This window comes from Lentilitoribacter sp. EG35, assembly GCF_040784015.1.
Classification (GTDB): Bacteria; Pseudomonadota; Alphaproteobacteria; order Rhizobiales; family Rhizobiaceae; genus Lentilitoribacter.
In genome coordinates this window covers 65,920-81,881 of the sequence record NZ_JBFNGQ010000014.1, presented here as the reverse complement: position 1 = coordinate 81,881, position 15,962 = coordinate 65,920, and the positions used below count along the sequence as shown (strand labels likewise).

Sequence of the window (15,962 nt, the reverse complement as noted above, 5' to 3'; positions counted from 1 at the left end):
GGCTAAAATTGTTATCAATAAATGGGTGAAACAATACAACACAATCAGACCGCATCAGGCACTAAACATGAGGCCACCCGTCCCAGAAACTCTTCTAAATAATGGCACATAATATAGGGGCTGGACAAGCGGTCTTGAATTGCGGCAATAGTTTTACGCAATGAAATAGAATCTAAAAGTTCAGCTGTTGACTTCAGTATACTGGAATGAACGTGGACAGTATTTTGCACTAGTAGAGAATAAGGTTCAGAATGCTTGGCTTGTTTATCTCCAAATGCATCACTTTGGCTAACTGAAAGCCCGCGCAATTCGGCTAGTGCTAGCCGCAAATCCCGATATCCTGTAAATCCTAATTGCTGAGCAAAACGAAAAACCGAAGTCTCACTCTCGCCTGTAGCTGTCGCAATCTCCTTTAGCGGCATATCAGCAGCGACATCTCGATTATTGATACAAAACTCTGCTAAAATGCAAAGGGCACCGCGCCCCGTTAACGACAGTGTTGCCAGCCTTTTCATAAGATCAAATGTGTAGTCCACTGACATCGTCCTTTTATCCGCTAATATACAATGGTATTAATTTCCATATTTTATCAAGAAAAAAAGTAACTTTTATTTTTGCGGTTGAAGGTACTTAACAGAAAGCGTGTTTTATATCGGTACAGCTCCGTTAAATACCACAATAATGAACAGATATTCCGAGCTCTTTTGCAAGGGCAGCACGAACAGATAATGCATGATCAGCTTCTTCAGCTGAATGAGCGTAAACAACCTGAATATGGTTAGCTCGGTGGCGCGCCATCATTTGATCGCGTGTCACACCGGTCAAAACGCCGTGCATTATAGGCCATTCAGATGTTGTTCCTTTGCTGCGCCGCTCCGTTTCTTCCTCTGGCAAATCTACTGCTTGGCCTCGACCAATATCCATATGGAGTGCATTGTTTTCGACGAAAATTCTGGACCAGATAATTTCACCTGATTTGGCAATTCCCTTGAGAGTTCCTCCACCATTTGGAAAGAACATTGCTGGTTGACGGTAACTTTCCGAACCTGCCCAACCTCCCTTATTATGTGCAGGTGGAACCGCACCAGAAATTTCAAACACCCAAACGAAATCCGTGCAACTTCCAGATTGATCGACATCTCCCCAACGCAAATCATGCAAGGTTGTTTCCAGCGGTTGACCAAGAGCATGATGAACCCGATTTATCAGTACAGCGTCAAGGCCTGCACATTCATCCACTTCATTGAAGTGCACAATAGGTTTATCAGGGCGGATTGGAGTGCCATCGCCCCCAGTGACATCGGGCCGATCGGTATTATTCAACATACCCTCAACCAAATCAGAGGCAGGTAACAGATCTTTCAAACCCTGTTGATATTGAATACCTATAGCTTCGCATCCGAACTCTTCCGCTATGTGCACAGCAGCTATATACATTCTGCATTGATCCAAGACCTGCGCCTCTGTAAGCTCGGTGGCATGATTTGTCCCAAAATGAAATTTTAAACCACGCGCCTTTAACCATTCAAAGACCCTTATGGCCTCTGATTCAGATACTTGGTTAGTTTCATAATATAGCGCTGATTGAGACAATCGCTCCTTATATATCCCCATGGGCATGAGCAGTTCATCAGGAATAATCGCATTATACATACCCATGCACCCCTCATCGAAAACACCAAGGATCACTTTGTTCTGCCGGATATCATCCGCAATATCTTTGGCCAACTTCCGATCCTTATCAGATAGCGCGTTCAATTCCGCGGAGCGAACATGGCTGAGATCATGGCTGATTGTTTCAGTTTTCAGCCATTCTTGCAGTGCATTAAGAAAAAACGCATCATCAAAATTCTCACTCCAGAGAGTTGAAAATTTAACTCCCGCCTTAACCAAAGAACCATTCAGATTAAGCATACCGACTAGTCCAGGCCATTGCCCAGACCAATTAGCTAAGGTCAAAATTGGCCCCCTATGGGATACAAGGCCGGCCAGAACATGATGTGAATACTGCCATACAGCTTCGGCCACAATAATAGGTGCCTCAGCATCGATTTCAGCGAAAACATCCATACCTTCGCGTTGAGATGAAATAAATCCATGCCCCTCTGATTTAACTGGATGTGCGCGTTGCGTACTATATCCCATACCACCCAAAACAGCGCTCAATTTATCTTCCATAGCTTTTTGTGCGGGCCAACACATAACGTTAGCGCTCTCGCGCAAATCTCCACTCGCGATAATCCAAATCTTTGACATCCTATTCTTCCTCTTCATGCATTATTGTCGTATAGGCAGCAAAATCGTCCTGCATACGTCGAAACACCTGATATTTTCGGTCGTGATATTGAGAAACCTGTCCCGTTCGAGGCGATATGCTTCTCCCGGGTCCACTCATTTTTTCCATCGCTGTCGCCAAATCAGGCATAGCCCCTGCGGCAACCGCGCCCAACATTGCCGACCCAAGTAGAACTGGTTCAGACTGTTCAGGAACAATAACTGGTATTTGGCAGGCATCTGCCAGCTCTCGTAAAAACAGAGTGTTGTGGGCCAACCCACCACTTAAAACCAAGGCGGTTACGGGTACACCGCGCGATACCATTTCTTCTAATATATGCCGCGACCCGTAGGCTAACGCCTGTAACGTGGCGAGATAATTCAGCGCCAAATCCCCACCACCATGGGCAAGCGACAATCCAGATATCGCCCCAAGTCTGTTTGGATCTGCCAATGGCGAACGGTTCCCATGAAAATCCGGTTGAACATGACGATCCCGCGTCAAGAAGGCCGTTTCAGATCCCATTGCGTCAAGCGTTTGAGACAGCTTTTCGTAAATCGAGATGCTTTCTGAACGTGCCTGTTCTCGCATTTCAGAACCAGCGGAATGCTGCTCAATAATAGTGTCGATTAGCGCACCCGCAGCCGATTGTCCGCCCTCCAGCGCCCAGACATTTGGTAAAAGAACCGAGTAATAAGGCCCCCATACACCTTGCACAAAAACCGGTTCCTGAGATAACGCGATATGACAAGCCGAGGTACCGGCAATAATTGCCATTCGTTGTGTCAGAGGTGCCAAGTCCGGCATAGCTCCCAAGGTTCCCAGAGCACCGGAATAAGCATCTATCAAACTCGCAGCAACAGGCATACCAGCTGAAAGACCTAATTCATCAGCTGCCTCCTGCGAAAGTTGACCTACATTATCCCCGGGGGATGCAAATCTATTTCCAATTTTGGCATATGTTTCATGAGTTAAATCTTCAAGCCCGACTGAACTCAAAAACTGGCTATCCCACCCCTCTCCGTTTAGGCCTTTATGTCCCATGTAGGTCCACTTACATACACTCGAACACAATGAGCGAGTTTTAGTGCCCGTGGCACGCCACACAAGCCAATCCGGTAGATCAAAAAAATGCCCTGCCAGATCCCAAGTCTGAGGCAGATTATTTTTAAGCCAGCGGAGTTTTGGGATTTCCATTTCAGGTGAAATGACGTCACCCGCATATTTAAGAACTTCAGCGCCCGTATCATTGATCATCTCGGCATCTTTGATTGCCCGATGGTCCATCCATAATATCACGTCCTGTTCAGGTTCGCCTCCGGGCGCAACGCTAACAGGACCACCGTCAGGAGTACAAACAACTAATGAACACGTAGCATCGAATCCGATACCTACGACATCTGCTCCTGTCACATTTGCGTCAGAAATGACCTCCCTTACCGATGCACAAATTGCCTGCCATATATCGGCCGATGACTGCTGCATATAATCTGGTTTGGGGTTGAACGTCTTTGTGTCTCTTGATGCGGCCGCCAACAGTCGACCAGCTTCATCAAACAATCCCGCTCGCGCCGACCCGGTTCCAACATCAATCCCGAGAAAATATGCCATAAGATTTACACCGCCATTAACCGAATGAAAAAACGGCAGACCTCCGACCGTCTTTTTTTACTTGTAAGTGACCATAATAGTTGAAAGTATTTTCAATTGTGTCTTGATCCGGCATATATGTTTCCTTTCAGTTACTTATCTTCTGGAGAAACTTGTTTTTTGGCAATTTCTCGATCAAGCATCTTAGTATCGTGCATGATGGACGCATCTTCGTAATTCTCCGCTAGAGCAACGGAAATCATTTCAATGATTGCCAATTGTGAAATACGTGTGCTGATCACATCCATGGAAATAGGTGAGCGGCGCACTGCCGAAACCAAGACGACGTCAGATATTTGTGCAATCGGCGACTTAGGGTCACTTGTAATTGCTATGCGCTTAAACCCACGCCGCCCTGCGGTTTCAAACGCATCGGTAATATCTCGTGTTCTGCCCGAACACGAGATCCCCAAAAATACCGCACCAGGTCTAACTGTGGCTGTAACCGCCGCAAGAATATGAGGATCAGAATGGGCGCTTGCCGTCAATCCAAGCGCGAGAAATCGTTGGTAGGCATCAAAAGCTACAGGCGCAGAACTACCAAAACCTGCCAGGTGGACATGGTTTGACCCGACAAGCAGGTCAGCCGCCTGCTGCAATGCATCATAAGATATCAACGAACTGGTTTTAAACAACTGTTCAGAGTTAACATCAATCACCCGTCGCACAGTTGATGCCATTTCATGGTTTGATGATTGGTCTGTTGGTGTGCCGGTTCCGGCAAGCTGGGCTCCCAGCGCCAAGCCTCGTCCCTCCGCAAGCGCAAGACGCAACTCCTTATATCCACTCAGGCCCAGCATTTTACAAAAACGAAATACCGTGGTTTCACTCACGCCAGTTCGTTTCGCTAGGTTATGAATCGTCAATCCGCCAACTTCCATCTGATTGTCCAACACCCATTGTGACAATCCCGCCATGGTCTTATCTGCGGAACGCGAGACTGAAACCAGTTTCTGAAAGATAGCAATGCCTCGCCCTCCGATAGAGTCTATTGCTTCATCTGCATGTGGCTGAATGTGTTCATTTTTCATTTTACGTCATGTCCTTCTGAAGGTTTGGAGGGCACAGCGCATCCAGAAATTGAGGTGTTATAGAAACACGAGCCCCCTTTTGATCAAACAGATAACATGTCTTGGAATCAATTTGTATGGCAAGTGTTTCACCAGTGCTAAAATAGCGAGCTTTACTATCACGCGCGACGATAGTCTCAGAACCAATTGTAATATGGACAATCGTATCACTCCCAAGCATCTCGACGAAACCAAGATGACCACTAACTTTAAACCCATTACCTTCTTCAAATATAATATGCTCCGGACGAACTCCAAGCTCCACATCGCTACCCAAATCGAGAGGCTTTATTACTGAAATCTCGATGGTTGGCCCAAGATCAAGCTGTATGCTCACGACCTCGCTTGTCGAAGCAATTACCTTGCCCTTTAAAAAATTCATGGCTGGGGATCCTAAAAATCCTGCGACAAACCGATTGGCAGGTTGATGATACAACTCCATTGGTGTGCCAACCTGTTCGATCCTGCCTTCGTTCATAACGACAATCCGATCAGCTAAGGTCATTGCCTCGACCTGATCGTGGGTCACGTAAATCATTGTCGAATTTAGTTCCGCTTTTAAACGCGCAATTTCAACACGCATATCAACCCGCAACGCAGCATCAAGGTTAGAAAGCGGTTCATCCAGAAGAAACAATGAAGGTTTACGCGTGATTGCCCGACCAATTGCAACGCGCTGTCTTTGACCGCCTGATAGTTCGCGGGGCTTGCGGTGTAGATATTGATCCAGATGCAGTTTCTTCGCTGCCTCGCCAACACGCCGAACAATTTCATCGCGCACAGTTCGCGCTATTTCCAGCCCGAACCCCATATTTCGATCTACATTCATATGAGGGTAAAGTGCATAGGACTGGAAAACCATCGCGATACCCCGTTCAACAGGTTCCTGATCGCTGACATCTTCGCCATCAATTAAAATTTCACCAGAATCGATTTTCACCAGACCAGAGATGATGCGCAAAAGCGTTGATTTTCCGCATCCGGAAGGACCAACAAGAACACAAAACTCCTGATCTTGGATTGTGAGGGAAAGCTCCGGTATGACCGTAAGTGCACCAAATTTTTTTACTACATTTTGAATTTTCAGTGTTGCCATGATTACCCTTTCACCGCTCCGGCCAGCAAACCGCCGACAAAGGCACGTTGCACAAAAATATAAAGAACAATTAGCGGAAGCGCGATTAGTGTGAGAATGGCGAACAAAGCGCCTGGATTAGCCATATAAAGGCCGGAATATTGCATCGGAACAATTGTAAGTGTCTTCATTTCGGCCTCGGTCAGAACAATCAAGGCCAGAAAAAACTCGTTCCATGTGACTATAAATTGCCAAATAGCAACAAAGAATATCGCGGGTCGAATGAGAGGAAGCGCAACATGGCGGAATGTTTGCCATGATGAGCACCCATCCACTTTTGCCGCCTCAAAAAGTTCTTTTGGTGAATCATCCATGAATGCTTTTAAGATGACAATAGCAAAGGGCACGCCCAGCGCTGAATAAGGAAAAATCAGTCCCCAATATGTATTCACCCACCCAAAATTTTTCAGCAATATTGCCAACGGTAATACCAGGGATGCCATCGGTACCATCAAGGTCGTAAGCAAGGTTGAATAAAGGACGATAGATCCGCGCAACCGCAAAATTGAACAGGCAAAAGCAAAGAGTGCCGCCACTGAAACCACAATCACCACAGTAGCAACTGATATAATCAAACTATTGAGAAAGATGCCAAAAAGGGGATTATCTCGGATCACAATTACAAAATTATCAAACGTTATCGGCCATGCAATAAGCTGGGGGTCAAATGCTTGGGCTGGTGTCCGCAATCCCACAGAAACCATATAAACAAGAGGTATCATCCAAATTGCAAGCACAAGAAAGAGCAAAGTATGTATTACAATGGAGCGAAGTTGTGTGCGTGTTCTAGCGTTCATGCCTGCTTTTCCTTCGGCTTAACACCAGCTTTATTGATATTCTCTTTTCCAAGATAGATAATCTGGAGCAACGTCAATGCGAGCGCAATGATCAATACAATCACCGAGAGCGCCGCACCGCTTCCGGTATCTCCCAGAATGAAACTCTGTTTAAAAATAAAGGTTCCAAAAACTTCACTGGCGCGATTTGGGCCACCGCTGGTCATGAGATGCACAATCGGGAAGGTTTGAAGCGTACCGATAATGCCTAACATCAAAAGTGATTTTGTAGATGGTGAAACCATGGGAACGATCACATCATATGCCAACCGCCAACCTTTGGCTCCATCAACACGTGCTGCATCAAATACTTCAGAGGGCATATTTGCCAACCCGGCAATATACATCAACATTGAAAATCCGGTCCACTGCCAAATATTTACAATGATCAGGGCGTAAATAACCGACTTGGAATCTCCAATTGGTGAGTATGACAGGGAAATACCAACAAGCTTTAGATATTCCTGCGCAATACCGTAATAGGGAGCATATAACTGTACCCAAACGATACTCACTACAGAAACCGATGTCACAACAGGTAAGAAGAATGCGGTTCGGAAAAAACTTTTAAACCTGTCCGTATGGCGTTCAATAAAATAGGCGAGCATTCCACCAATAATCATCTGAACCGGAATGGTAATCAAACCCCAAAGGGCCATATTACGCACAACAATCCAAAATGTGGGATTTTTCAGGATTTCCGTATAGTTTGCCATTCCGGCCAAGACGACTGATCCATCACGCGTCTCTGTATAAAAGCTGTTTTGTAAAACCCATAGGATTGGATATGCAACGAAAATCACAAAAAGCAATACAGCAGGTATAACAAACGCAAAACTTCTCAGCTGACTCATCTATATGTGACCTCCTAAAAATTTAGACACACCGTTCCTTTCATCGCACATGATACTCATTGCGAATAAGGCTAACGAAACTCAACTCTATATCAAGATATGTCGCCCAAGCTAATCTCTCAACTTGAGCGACACTCGGGAGGGTTTATTTTTCCATCGCCGCATCGTTCGCAACCTGTACGGCCTTCAAAGCATCTTCTGCACTTTGATCACCGGACGCGACACCTGCTAACGCATTTTCTAGCGCTTCAGATACTACTGGTGAAGCCAAACGCTGGTTTTCCGCATTTGGCAACTCAGCCATGAAACGATCATACATTTTCTTGACGTGGTCACTTACTTCGCCTTTGGGTTCATGACCCACAAAAGCCGGCAAATCATTTAGATCGTTGAGCGCTTGTTGTAGACCAACACCGTTGGTAAGCTCCGCCAAAAACGTCCAAGCGGCATCATTGCTAGCTCCATTATTTGTCAATCCATATCCGATATCAATACCGCCTACTGGTGGACTCGAGCGGGTTGACCCTGGAACAGCAGGAAGAAAGAAATAATCAAAGCCTTCCATGTTTTCCACGTCCTGAGAAAGTGGCGGTGGAAATTTACTTTCCTGCATCCACCAAGAACCCAGTGCCATCATCCCGACTTTACCTTGAGCGAGAAGTTGAGCACCAGTTGGATAAGCATGAGCACCTAGCGCTCCTTGCTGGAAGATACCGTCGTCAAACAGCCCCTTCCAGGCATTCATCGCAGACACAAGTTCTGGAGATGTCCATGGCATATCGCCAGATTGCGCTTTTTCAACTATGCCTGGCGAAAACTGGTTAGCCAACATCAAGAAGACATTTACATTTTGCCATCCATCTGCAGCTCCTTGGAACATGGGGATCATCCCCTTGTCACTCAGTGTCGCCGCAACGTTTTTCAGCTCTTCATAGGTATCAGGAACAGACAGTCCCAATTCTTCAAAAACACGTCTGTTGTACCAGATAGCCAAGACCTGAGATTCTTGTGGAACGATATAATATCCTTCATCGCCCTCAGGATTACCCATCAGCACCTGCCGACGATTGATAGGGAAGATTTTTTCACTCCAATTTTCGCCCCACTCTGCCACAGCTTTATCATTTATCGCAGTCAAATGTTTGCGATATTGCTGAGTAAGCGCACCCGGCTGAAGCCCTATGACGTCTGGTAGACTGTCAGAAGCAGCAGCAGCTCTCAACGCTGTGATATACTCGGGTGAATAGTTATAATAGGTATATTTGACATCAATGTCTGGATATTTTTCCTCAAATGCGGCTATTGATTTTTCCATTGTACTCTGAACAAACCACGACCAGACAGTCACCTCAGTTGGCTCGGCGTGAACCGCCGTTGACGCTAGTAGCGTCGCTAATGCAGCGGCTAAATATTTCTTCTTAAACATTGTCTTCCTCCTTGTTGATGGTCTCTCCCTTGTTCCATCGCTGTTAAAGCGATGGTGACACCCATTTGGCAATTAAGCCATTTTTAGCGTTGGATCAGTGATTTCCAGATCTTCCTCCAAAGTCTTTTTAGACTTGATTCTCTTCTTCTTTAGCTCGTCATGGTAGAATTTAGTCGCATCCTCCGACGAAATTTCCTCTTCAACGACAAGACGCATCGTACGCACGATGTCTGGCGCGCTTTCAGCAAAGAAAATTTTGCGCCCGAACAGAGCTACGCGAGCACCATATCGCTCGGCCTGTTGGACCATCTCCAATGTGTCTCGCGTTGTTGACGATGCCCCACCCAGTATCCCGACAATCAGATTTCCTGGGTCAAATGATGCCAGCTCCTCTGTCGCCTTTGGACCGTTATAAACGACTTTGAGAAAAACCGGTCGATCGTGAGATGAGACACCCGCAAGGCATCTTGCAATCGCGTCATTATTATATGTGGCAAAATCTTGATCACCAGTGGCGACTTTAAACTGGGGATTAAACACCTCCAGAAAGTGACGAATACCGGCAGCAGATGCTTCATCCCTGAATTGAGAGTAAGCGTCTAGAGAACGACGATCCTGATCCAAATCGTTGAAAAAAGTCAACGCATATAGCCCAAGATCTGCAAGAGGCTTAACCCGATCCAATCGGGCGGAGCGGAACGGAACAGTTGGATGGGCAATGTAACTTGCACCCCTCCAATGCCAAATGTCACTTCCGTCGTTCAATCTGATCGCCGGCGTCACCGCCGAATTGTGAAATACACCTTGAGATGCTAGTGCTTCACCAGATGATAACGACGTAAGCATAATATCAACTTGGTCGTCACGAACCATATTTTTCATGGCATCACGGTAAACCTGCAAAGGTCTCATACGTCCGGTGGGTGCTCCATTTTTATCAAGCTCAGGCCCTGCCACACCACAACCCAGCGCCATATCCCCGTCTTTTGCATCCGCAATGATAAAGTCTGCCGGACGATAATCGCCACTCTGAATTTTCCCTAGTTTGCGTTCTAATCGCTTTTCTTTCAGCATTTCACTACTTTCTATCAGTTTTAATGGTACAAGTTCGCTGCTGCCTGCTCGCAACGATTGTTCAGTTTTTCAAAAAGTGGACCGAGATATTTTACAGTTTCCTCTTCTGCAACATTTCTCTCGAAGAGATGTATTGGGTTGCGGTTTCGCCAATAAAAAAATATTTTTTTATTTTTATATAAAAAAACAAACTTCTTAATTAGTCAAGATGAAAATTATTTTTAAATTAAAAAGGATAAAAACTCGCTTGTGGAGGCAAAGTATCATCTCATTTTTCGTCCGCAGCATCGCCCCTCCAACCCAATCGTTCAGCATGTTTAAGGCAATCAGACCACAGTGAAATAGCTTCAGTAGCTGATGAGCTTAGTAATGACCGTGCAGAAACAGCGTGTCCAAGCCGCAAAGCGGATTCAATGTCCCAATTTTCATGCAACGCATAGAAAAACCCAGCAGCAAATGCATCACCTGCTCCATTCGAGCTGACTATATTTTCTGCCGGAACACGGACCGAAGGCTGATAAAATATCTGCCCCGATCGGGTTCCGGCAACCGCACCTTCCGGGTAATGTGCTACAATGATTTTAATATTGGTACGATCAAGTAATACCGTGATAGCTTGCACCAAAGCATCGCGACGAGCAGACCCTTCTTTCGGCAACTCAATCCCAGCAAGTGCACCTAATTCAAAATCGTTCACGACGAGATAATCCAGATAATCCAAACAAGGTCCTGCCAGTTTACGCAATCGGTCAGGGGCGATACTCATCAATTCTAGATTGGTTTCCAGACCATGCTCCTTTGCCAACCGCAATAATGTGGACCATCCGTTTTGACCATCTTCATCAATTTTATCGAGGAGTGCATGCGCACCAGGCAAACCAAGATGCAGCATGCGCGCGCTTGTCTTGGTGAAATCAAAGTGTTTGACATCAAGTGTGCTTGAGACACCTGCATCATATACGTGAGTTCGTCTTTGCGTTTTTTCTGCGAGAAACGCAATCGCCCAGTGAGTTGGATGCCCGGCGACCTGACGCAGTTGTCGCGTATCGATTGACAAATCATTTGCCAGTTGAAGCAACAAGTCACCATGGTCATCATTTCCGACCACGCCAATCGTTTCCACATGAGTATCTGGATTAAGTCGCTTTATATCAGCAGCAAAATTAAAGCCAGAACCACCTCCATGAATACTTAACTCCGTAACGGCTGTAGATGACTCTTCATCCGGCCAACGTTCCATCGACATATTTCGGTCAACGCACCACGTTCCACCTGTCAAGAAACCACGTCTTACTGCTGTCATTGTCAAATTTCCCTTTACTTAAATGTAGTACAGACCATCCACTAAGAGTGCCCTCATAAACTTTGTGGGATCTGCATAGCGCCTGTCATAATTGCCACGGCGTCATTCATCGAGATGTCACTTGAATTTTCCAACGCCACACGTTTGCCGAGACGGTGGATGTGAACACGATCGGACACTTCGAAAAGATGTGGCATATTATGGCTAATTAGAACCACGGAAACACCTTTGTCTCGAATATTGGCGATCAAATCGAGTACTCTGCCGCTCTCCTTCACGCCAAGTGCAGCAGTGGGCTCATCCATAATAACAACTTTGCCACCAAACGCTGTGGAGCGCGCAATGGCTACCCCCTGACGCTGCCCGCCAGATAAAGTTTCCACCGACTGGCCAATATTCTGAACCGTTAAAATCCCTAAATCCGACAAGTGTTTTTTTGCAGCGCTCCGCATTCGTTTCTTGTCAAGCTGCTGACCAAACTTACCTCGCCAACCCGAAACAAGTAACTCACGTCCCAAATACATATTGTCAATAATCGACAAAGCTGGCGCCAATGCTAGATTCTGGTAAACCGTTTCAATGCCAGCACGCCGTGCATCTAATGGGCTTTTGAAACTGACAAGCTCTTCCTCCATATAAATTTGCCCATCATCAGGAATAACTGCGCCGGAAAGTGTTTTAATCAGGGTAGATTTTCCCGCTCCATTATCCCCAATAATACCAAGGATCTCTCCTTTTCGAAGCTCAAAGTCTGCTCCATCAATTGCAACAACATGACCGTAAGATTTTCTGATATTTGTCGCGCGTAAAATTGTCTCCGTCACGTCGTCGTCCCCCGAATACGTTGGTCAAGAGCAACGGCAATGATGATGAGGAAGCCAATGGTAAATTCCTGCCAAAGAACATCTAAGCCCGCCAGAGCCAAACCATTTTGAAACACGCCAACAATCAGAGCGCCTATCATGGTACCCAAAATTGCACCTCGCCCACCAAACAGGCTGGTTCCTCCGATCACAACAGCAGTGATGGAGTCCAGATTGGTCATACCACCACTCAGGGGGCTAACGGCACCGATCCGGCCAATCAACAACCAACCAGCAACACCACAAATTACACCTGCTAAGGTATAGGTGAACAAAATCACCTTAGTAGAATTGATGCCGGATAATCGCGACGCTTCAATATCGTCGCCGACGGCATAAATATGCCGCCCCATTGGCGTTGAACGCAACATGTACAGAAGAAGCAGAGCGGTCAAAACCATAATGGCAGAGCCATACATTATCTGCGAACCCGAACCAAAACTGAACGTTTGTCCAGCCCATTGAAGAAGAGAGGCCTGCGCCTCTACATCTTGGCTGCGGAGTGTCTCACCCTTAGACCAAAACTGTATGATCGCGCTAAAAATGCTCCAGGTTCCAAGCGTGACGATGAAGGGTGGTAACCGTAAGAGTGTCACAAGTGACCCATTGAACAGCCCACACCCGCCGCCTACAGCAACTCCTGTCAGAAGTGCTAACTCGGGAGGCAAGCCATTTACCAACGCCAGTCGCCCTATGGCAATCGAGCTAAGGACCATGATTGCTCCCACAGAAAGATCAATCCCTGCGGTAAGAATGATTAGTGTTTGAGCCAGACCAACCATTGCAATAATCGTGACCTGTTTTAAAACAAGTGAAAGATTGAACGGGTGAAAAAACCGATCCCCCACCATGAACGCAAAAATCAAGACGGCCAACCCTAAAATGCCAAGCGGGATCATCGTAGGATTGGCCATTAAAAAGTTAGTCACGCGGACCAACCCTGTGCGGCTGACAGCAGGTTCTTTCATGCATACCTCTTATGAAGATGAAAACAAATAGAAGGGGCGCTCTATAGCGCCCCTAGTAATTAGCCCCAGCAAAGCTTTAGCGCTTCCTCGGAGGAAATAGAAGCTATCCCCTTCACAGGCGCATCCGTAACAAGCTGCACACCAGTGTTGTAAAAATCGAGCCCGTCGCTGTTTTCAGGAAGCTTGCCTGTTTTGGCATATTCCACAACAGCCTCAACACCTAAGGAAGCCATTAGAAGCGGAAATTGCATCGATGTTGCATCGATCACGCCATCCCGAACATTTTCAACACCTGGACAACCACCATCTACCGATGTCAGCAGAATGTCGTCAGCAGATTTTCCAGCAGACTTAAGTGCCTGCCAAGCGCCTGCGGCAGCTGGTTCATTGATCGTATACACAACGTTGACATTGTAATCACGTTGGAGCAACGTTTCCATGGCTGTGAGGCCGCCCTCTTCACTGCCACCGGTAACCTGATGACCAACTATACGATCATCTTCCTCATCGCCTCGACGATCCGGGTTTTTAATATCAAATCCGAAGCCTGCCATGAACCCCTGATCTCGCAAAACATCTACTGTCGGCTGACTTTCATGTGCATCAAGCAAGGCAACCCGCGCATTCTTGGTCCCTTCATCACCCAATGTCGCAGCGGCCCACGCACCTATTAAACGACCGGCTTCAAAATTGTCTGTCGCAAAAGTTGAATCAGCGGCTTCGATTGGCTCAAGAGGTGTATCTAGCGCGATCACAAGAATACCTGCGTCACGCGCCCGTTTGATAGTTGGTACAATCGCCTTGGTATCATTTGCAAGGATCAAAATCCCTTTAGCACCTGATGAAATCAGATTTTCGACTGCCGATACCTGCGTCTCATTATCTCCGTCATAATCACCTGCATAAGCTTGCAACTCAACGCCAAGCTCTTTCGCCTTTGCCTCAGCGCCTTCTCTCATTTTAACAAAAAACGGATTGTTATTCGTTTTCGTAATCAACCCTATTAGAACATCATCGGCAGCATTTACAGGCGCAGTTAATCCCCATGTCGCCGCAAATGCGATTGCTGTACTCAACATTAACTTCTTCATAATTTTTCTCCCAATACTATTTGTGGTTTGAAACGAAATCAGGGAATGCCTGATCAGTTTTCCTGATCGTTTAATAAAAAAATATTTCTCATTGTTAGTCAAGAAAAAAGATAGTTTTTTATACGCTATGTAGATAATGTTCCATTATTTTACACTGATCGCACGCCTTGTAATTGCCGTAGATATGATGATTGAGGTAGCTGGATTTTAACCTCAGGCATTGACGATCTGATTGCTGCTATTCTGCCAAGTCGATCACTGACAGAATGTTAAGTATTCTAATTGGTTTTGTCGCGACGTTCTGGAAAACCAATGGATTCTAATACTATGAATTGGGTTGCCAATCCAATCTTAAACCGCTCTGCTTATCAAACAGGTGCATTCCAGAAAATTGAGGTGCAAGATTAATTGTTTTTCCCACTTCCAGTGGACGGCGGTCGCGAATTAGGGACGTAAATCTTGATCCCGATGCAGAAACGACAACCACTGTTTCGCTTCCCATGGGTTCCAGACTTTCAATAATACATGCGGCCCCTTGGCCTTCTTCGACCAAATCCAAGCTTTCTGGACGCAGGCCACAGACGATTTCATGCGGTAGGTTTTCAGGATGTTCATTTCCCGGCCATGCAAACAATGTCCCAGCAAAAGTTATCCCGTGGCGGTCAGTTTCAGCGGGAAATATATTCATGGCAGGAGACCCAATAAACCCGGCAACGAAGATACTCTGCGGGGTATCGTAAACGTCTAAGGGGTGACCAACTTGCTGAATCATTCCATCGTGCATGACTACAACTCTGTCGCCCATCGTCATCGCCTCAATTTGGTCGTGGGTAACATATATAGAGGTCGTGCGTAGCCTATTGTGTAGCGCTTTAATTTCTGTACGCATCTCGACACGTAGTTTTGCATCAAGATTGGAGAGCGGTTCATCAAATAAAAACACCTCCGGGTTCCGCACAATTGCACGTCCCATGGCAACGCGTTGTCGTTGTCCTCCTGATAAGGCACGAGGCTTTCTGTCAAGGAGAGGAGTAAGCTCCAATAATTTCGCTGCATCATCGACCCGGCGGTCCATTTCCGCCTTAGGCGTTTTTCGAAGTCGCAAGCTGAATTCAATATTTTGTCGGACTGTTTTATGTGGGTAGAGTGCATAGTTCTGGAAAACCATAGCTATATCGCGGTTTTTAGCCGGAACGTTATTCACCTTCCTTTCGCCAATATGAATATCGCCTGCGGTTATGTTTTCCAATCCGGCAATCATGCGCAGAAGCGTCGATTTCCCGCAACCTGAGGGGCCGACGAGAACCACAAATTCACCATCCAAAATTTCAAGGTTCAGATTCTGAATGACCTCGGTTGCAGCATAACTTTTTTTAAGATTAGACAATGTAACTGATGCCATCGCTATTCCTCTCCC

14 protein-coding genes are annotated in these 15,962 nt (G+C 46.2%); all 14 read right to left on the bottom strand.

The annotated features are described in order from the left end of the window. Nucleotides 1–44: 44 nt before the first annotated feature. The gene (locus AB2J24_RS18800) at nucleotides 45–515 is read right to left on the bottom strand and encodes a MurR/RpiR family transcriptional regulator (RefSeq protein WP_420883672.1); all 471 of its coding nucleotides are present in this window, start codon (nucleotides 513–515) and stop codon (nucleotides 45–47) included. A gap of 151 nt (nucleotides 516–666) precedes the next feature. Then, entirely contained in the window at nucleotides 667–2,256 is a 1,590-nt protein-coding gene (locus AB2J24_RS18795; RefSeq protein WP_367386630.1) for an L-fucose/L-arabinose isomerase family protein, read from the bottom strand. Between the two features lies 1 nt (nucleotide 2,257). Beyond that, nucleotides 2,258–3,886, bottom strand: coding sequence for an FGGY-family carbohydrate kinase (locus tag AB2J24_RS18790; RefSeq protein ID WP_367386629.1), 1,629 nt, complete (start codon nucleotides 3,884–3,886; stop codon nucleotides 2,258–2,260). A gap of 131 nt (nucleotides 3,887–4,017) precedes the next feature. Continuing rightward, nucleotides 4,018–4,956: a MurR/RpiR family transcriptional regulator gene (locus AB2J24_RS18785; protein WP_367386628.1), complete on the bottom strand. Its 939-nt coding sequence runs from the start codon at nucleotides 4,954–4,956 to the stop codon at nucleotides 4,018–4,020. A gap of 1 nt (nucleotide 4,957) precedes the next feature. After that, nucleotides 4,958–6,091: an ABC transporter ATP-binding protein gene (locus tag AB2J24_RS18780; protein WP_367386627.1), complete on the bottom strand. Its 1,134-nt coding sequence runs from the start codon at nucleotides 6,089–6,091 to the stop codon at nucleotides 4,958–4,960. 2 nt (nucleotides 6,092–6,093) lie between these two features. Then, a complete protein-coding gene (locus AB2J24_RS18775; protein ID WP_162652935.1) occupies nucleotides 6,094–6,927 on the bottom strand; it encodes a carbohydrate ABC transporter permease in 834 nt (277 codons plus the stop codon). Beyond that, nucleotides 6,924–7,820, bottom strand: coding sequence for a carbohydrate ABC transporter permease (locus AB2J24_RS18770; protein ID WP_367386626.1), 897 nt, complete (start codon nucleotides 7,818–7,820; stop codon nucleotides 6,924–6,926). The genes AB2J24_RS18775 and AB2J24_RS18770 overlap by 4 nt, the downstream gene beginning before the upstream one ends. A gap of 145 nt (nucleotides 7,821–7,965) precedes the next feature. Then, on the bottom strand, nucleotides 7,966–9,246 hold the full coding sequence (locus tag AB2J24_RS18765) for an ABC transporter substrate-binding protein (protein WP_367386625.1): 1,281 nt from the start codon (nucleotides 9,244–9,246) through the stop codon (nucleotides 7,966–7,968). 72 nt (nucleotides 9,247–9,318) lie between these two features. Next, complete coding sequence (locus AB2J24_RS18760; protein WP_367386624.1) at nucleotides 9,319–10,320, bottom strand: hypothetical protein; 1,002 nt, start codon at nucleotides 10,318–10,320, stop codon at nucleotides 9,319–9,321. 268 nt (nucleotides 10,321–10,588) lie between these two features. Beyond that, on the bottom strand, nucleotides 10,589–11,623 hold the full coding sequence (locus AB2J24_RS18755; RefSeq protein WP_367386623.1) for a carbohydrate kinase family protein: 1,035 nt from the start codon (nucleotides 11,621–11,623) through the stop codon (nucleotides 10,589–10,591). 53 nt (nucleotides 11,624–11,676) lie between these two features. Then, nucleotides 11,677–12,447: an ATP-binding cassette domain-containing protein gene (locus AB2J24_RS18750; RefSeq protein ID WP_367386622.1), complete on the bottom strand. Its 771-nt coding sequence runs from the start codon at nucleotides 12,445–12,447 to the stop codon at nucleotides 11,677–11,679. Further along, nucleotides 12,444–13,454 carry an ABC transporter permease gene (locus tag AB2J24_RS18745; RefSeq protein ID WP_367386621.1) on the bottom strand — a complete coding sequence of 337 codons (1,011 nt, stop codon included), beginning with the start codon at nucleotides 13,452–13,454 and terminating at the stop codon, nucleotides 12,444–12,446. The genes AB2J24_RS18750 and AB2J24_RS18745 overlap by 4 nt, the downstream gene beginning before the upstream one ends. 59 nt (nucleotides 13,455–13,513) lie before the next feature. Beyond that, nucleotides 13,514–14,545: a sugar ABC transporter substrate-binding protein gene (locus AB2J24_RS18740; RefSeq protein ID WP_162652942.1), complete on the bottom strand. Its 1,032-nt coding sequence runs from the start codon at nucleotides 14,543–14,545 to the stop codon at nucleotides 13,514–13,516. Nucleotides 14,546–14,870: 325 nt separating this feature from the next. Next, nucleotides 14,871–15,947 (bottom strand): ABC transporter ATP-binding protein, encoded by a 1,077-nt coding sequence (locus AB2J24_RS18735; protein WP_367386620.1) that lies wholly within the window; start codon nucleotides 15,945–15,947, stop codon nucleotides 14,871–14,873. Between the last annotated feature and the right edge of the window lie 15 nt (nucleotides 15,948–15,962).

What these genes read in the sequence shown, in the direction of transcription:
- AB2J24_RS18800 (WP_420883672.1), bottom strand. Translation starts at nt 515, where the DNA reads ATGAAAAGGCTGGCAACACTGTCGTTAACGGGGCGCGGTGCCCTTTGC.
- AB2J24_RS18795 (WP_367386630.1), bottom strand. Translation starts at nt 2,256, where the DNA reads ATGTCAAAGATTTGGATTATCGCGAGTGGAGATTTGCGCGAGAGCGCT.
- AB2J24_RS18790 (WP_367386629.1), bottom strand. Translation starts at nt 3,886, where the DNA reads ATGGCATATTTTCTCGGGATTGATGTTGGAACCGGGTCGGCGCGAGCG.
- AB2J24_RS18785 (WP_367386628.1), bottom strand. Translation starts at nt 4,956, where the DNA reads ATGAAAAATGAACACATTCAGCCACATGCAGATGAAGCAATAGACTCT.
- AB2J24_RS18780 (WP_367386627.1), bottom strand. Translation starts at nt 6,091, where the DNA reads ATGGCAACACTGAAAATTCAAAATGTAGTAAAAAAATTTGGTGCACTT.
- AB2J24_RS18775 (WP_162652935.1), bottom strand. Translation starts at nt 6,927, where the DNA reads ATGAACGCTAGAACACGCACACAACTTCGCTCCATTGTAATACATACT.
- AB2J24_RS18770 (WP_367386626.1), bottom strand. Translation starts at nt 7,820, where the DNA reads ATGAGTCAGCTGAGAAGTTTTGCGTTTGTTATACCTGCTGTATTGCTT.
- AB2J24_RS18765 (WP_367386625.1), bottom strand. Translation starts at nt 9,246, where the DNA reads ATGTTTAAGAAGAAATATTTAGCCGCTGCATTAGCGACGCTACTAGCG.
- AB2J24_RS18760 (WP_367386624.1), bottom strand. Translation starts at nt 10,320, where the DNA reads ATGCTGAAAGAAAAGCGATTAGAACGCAAACTAGGGAAAATTCAGAGT.
- AB2J24_RS18755 (WP_367386623.1), bottom strand. Translation starts at nt 11,623, where the DNA reads ATGACAGCAGTAAGACGTGGTTTCTTGACAGGTGGAACGTGGTGCGTT.
- AB2J24_RS18745 (WP_367386621.1), bottom strand. Translation starts at nt 13,454, where the DNA reads ATGAAAGAACCTGCTGTCAGCCGCACAGGGTTGGTCCGCGTGACTAAC.
- AB2J24_RS18740 (WP_162652942.1), bottom strand. Translation starts at nt 14,545, where the DNA reads ATGAAGAAGTTAATGTTGAGTACAGCAATCGCATTTGCGGCGACATGG.
- AB2J24_RS18735 (WP_367386620.1), bottom strand. Translation starts at nt 15,947, where the DNA reads ATGGCATCAGTTACATTGTCTAATCTTAAAAAAAGTTATGCTGCAACC.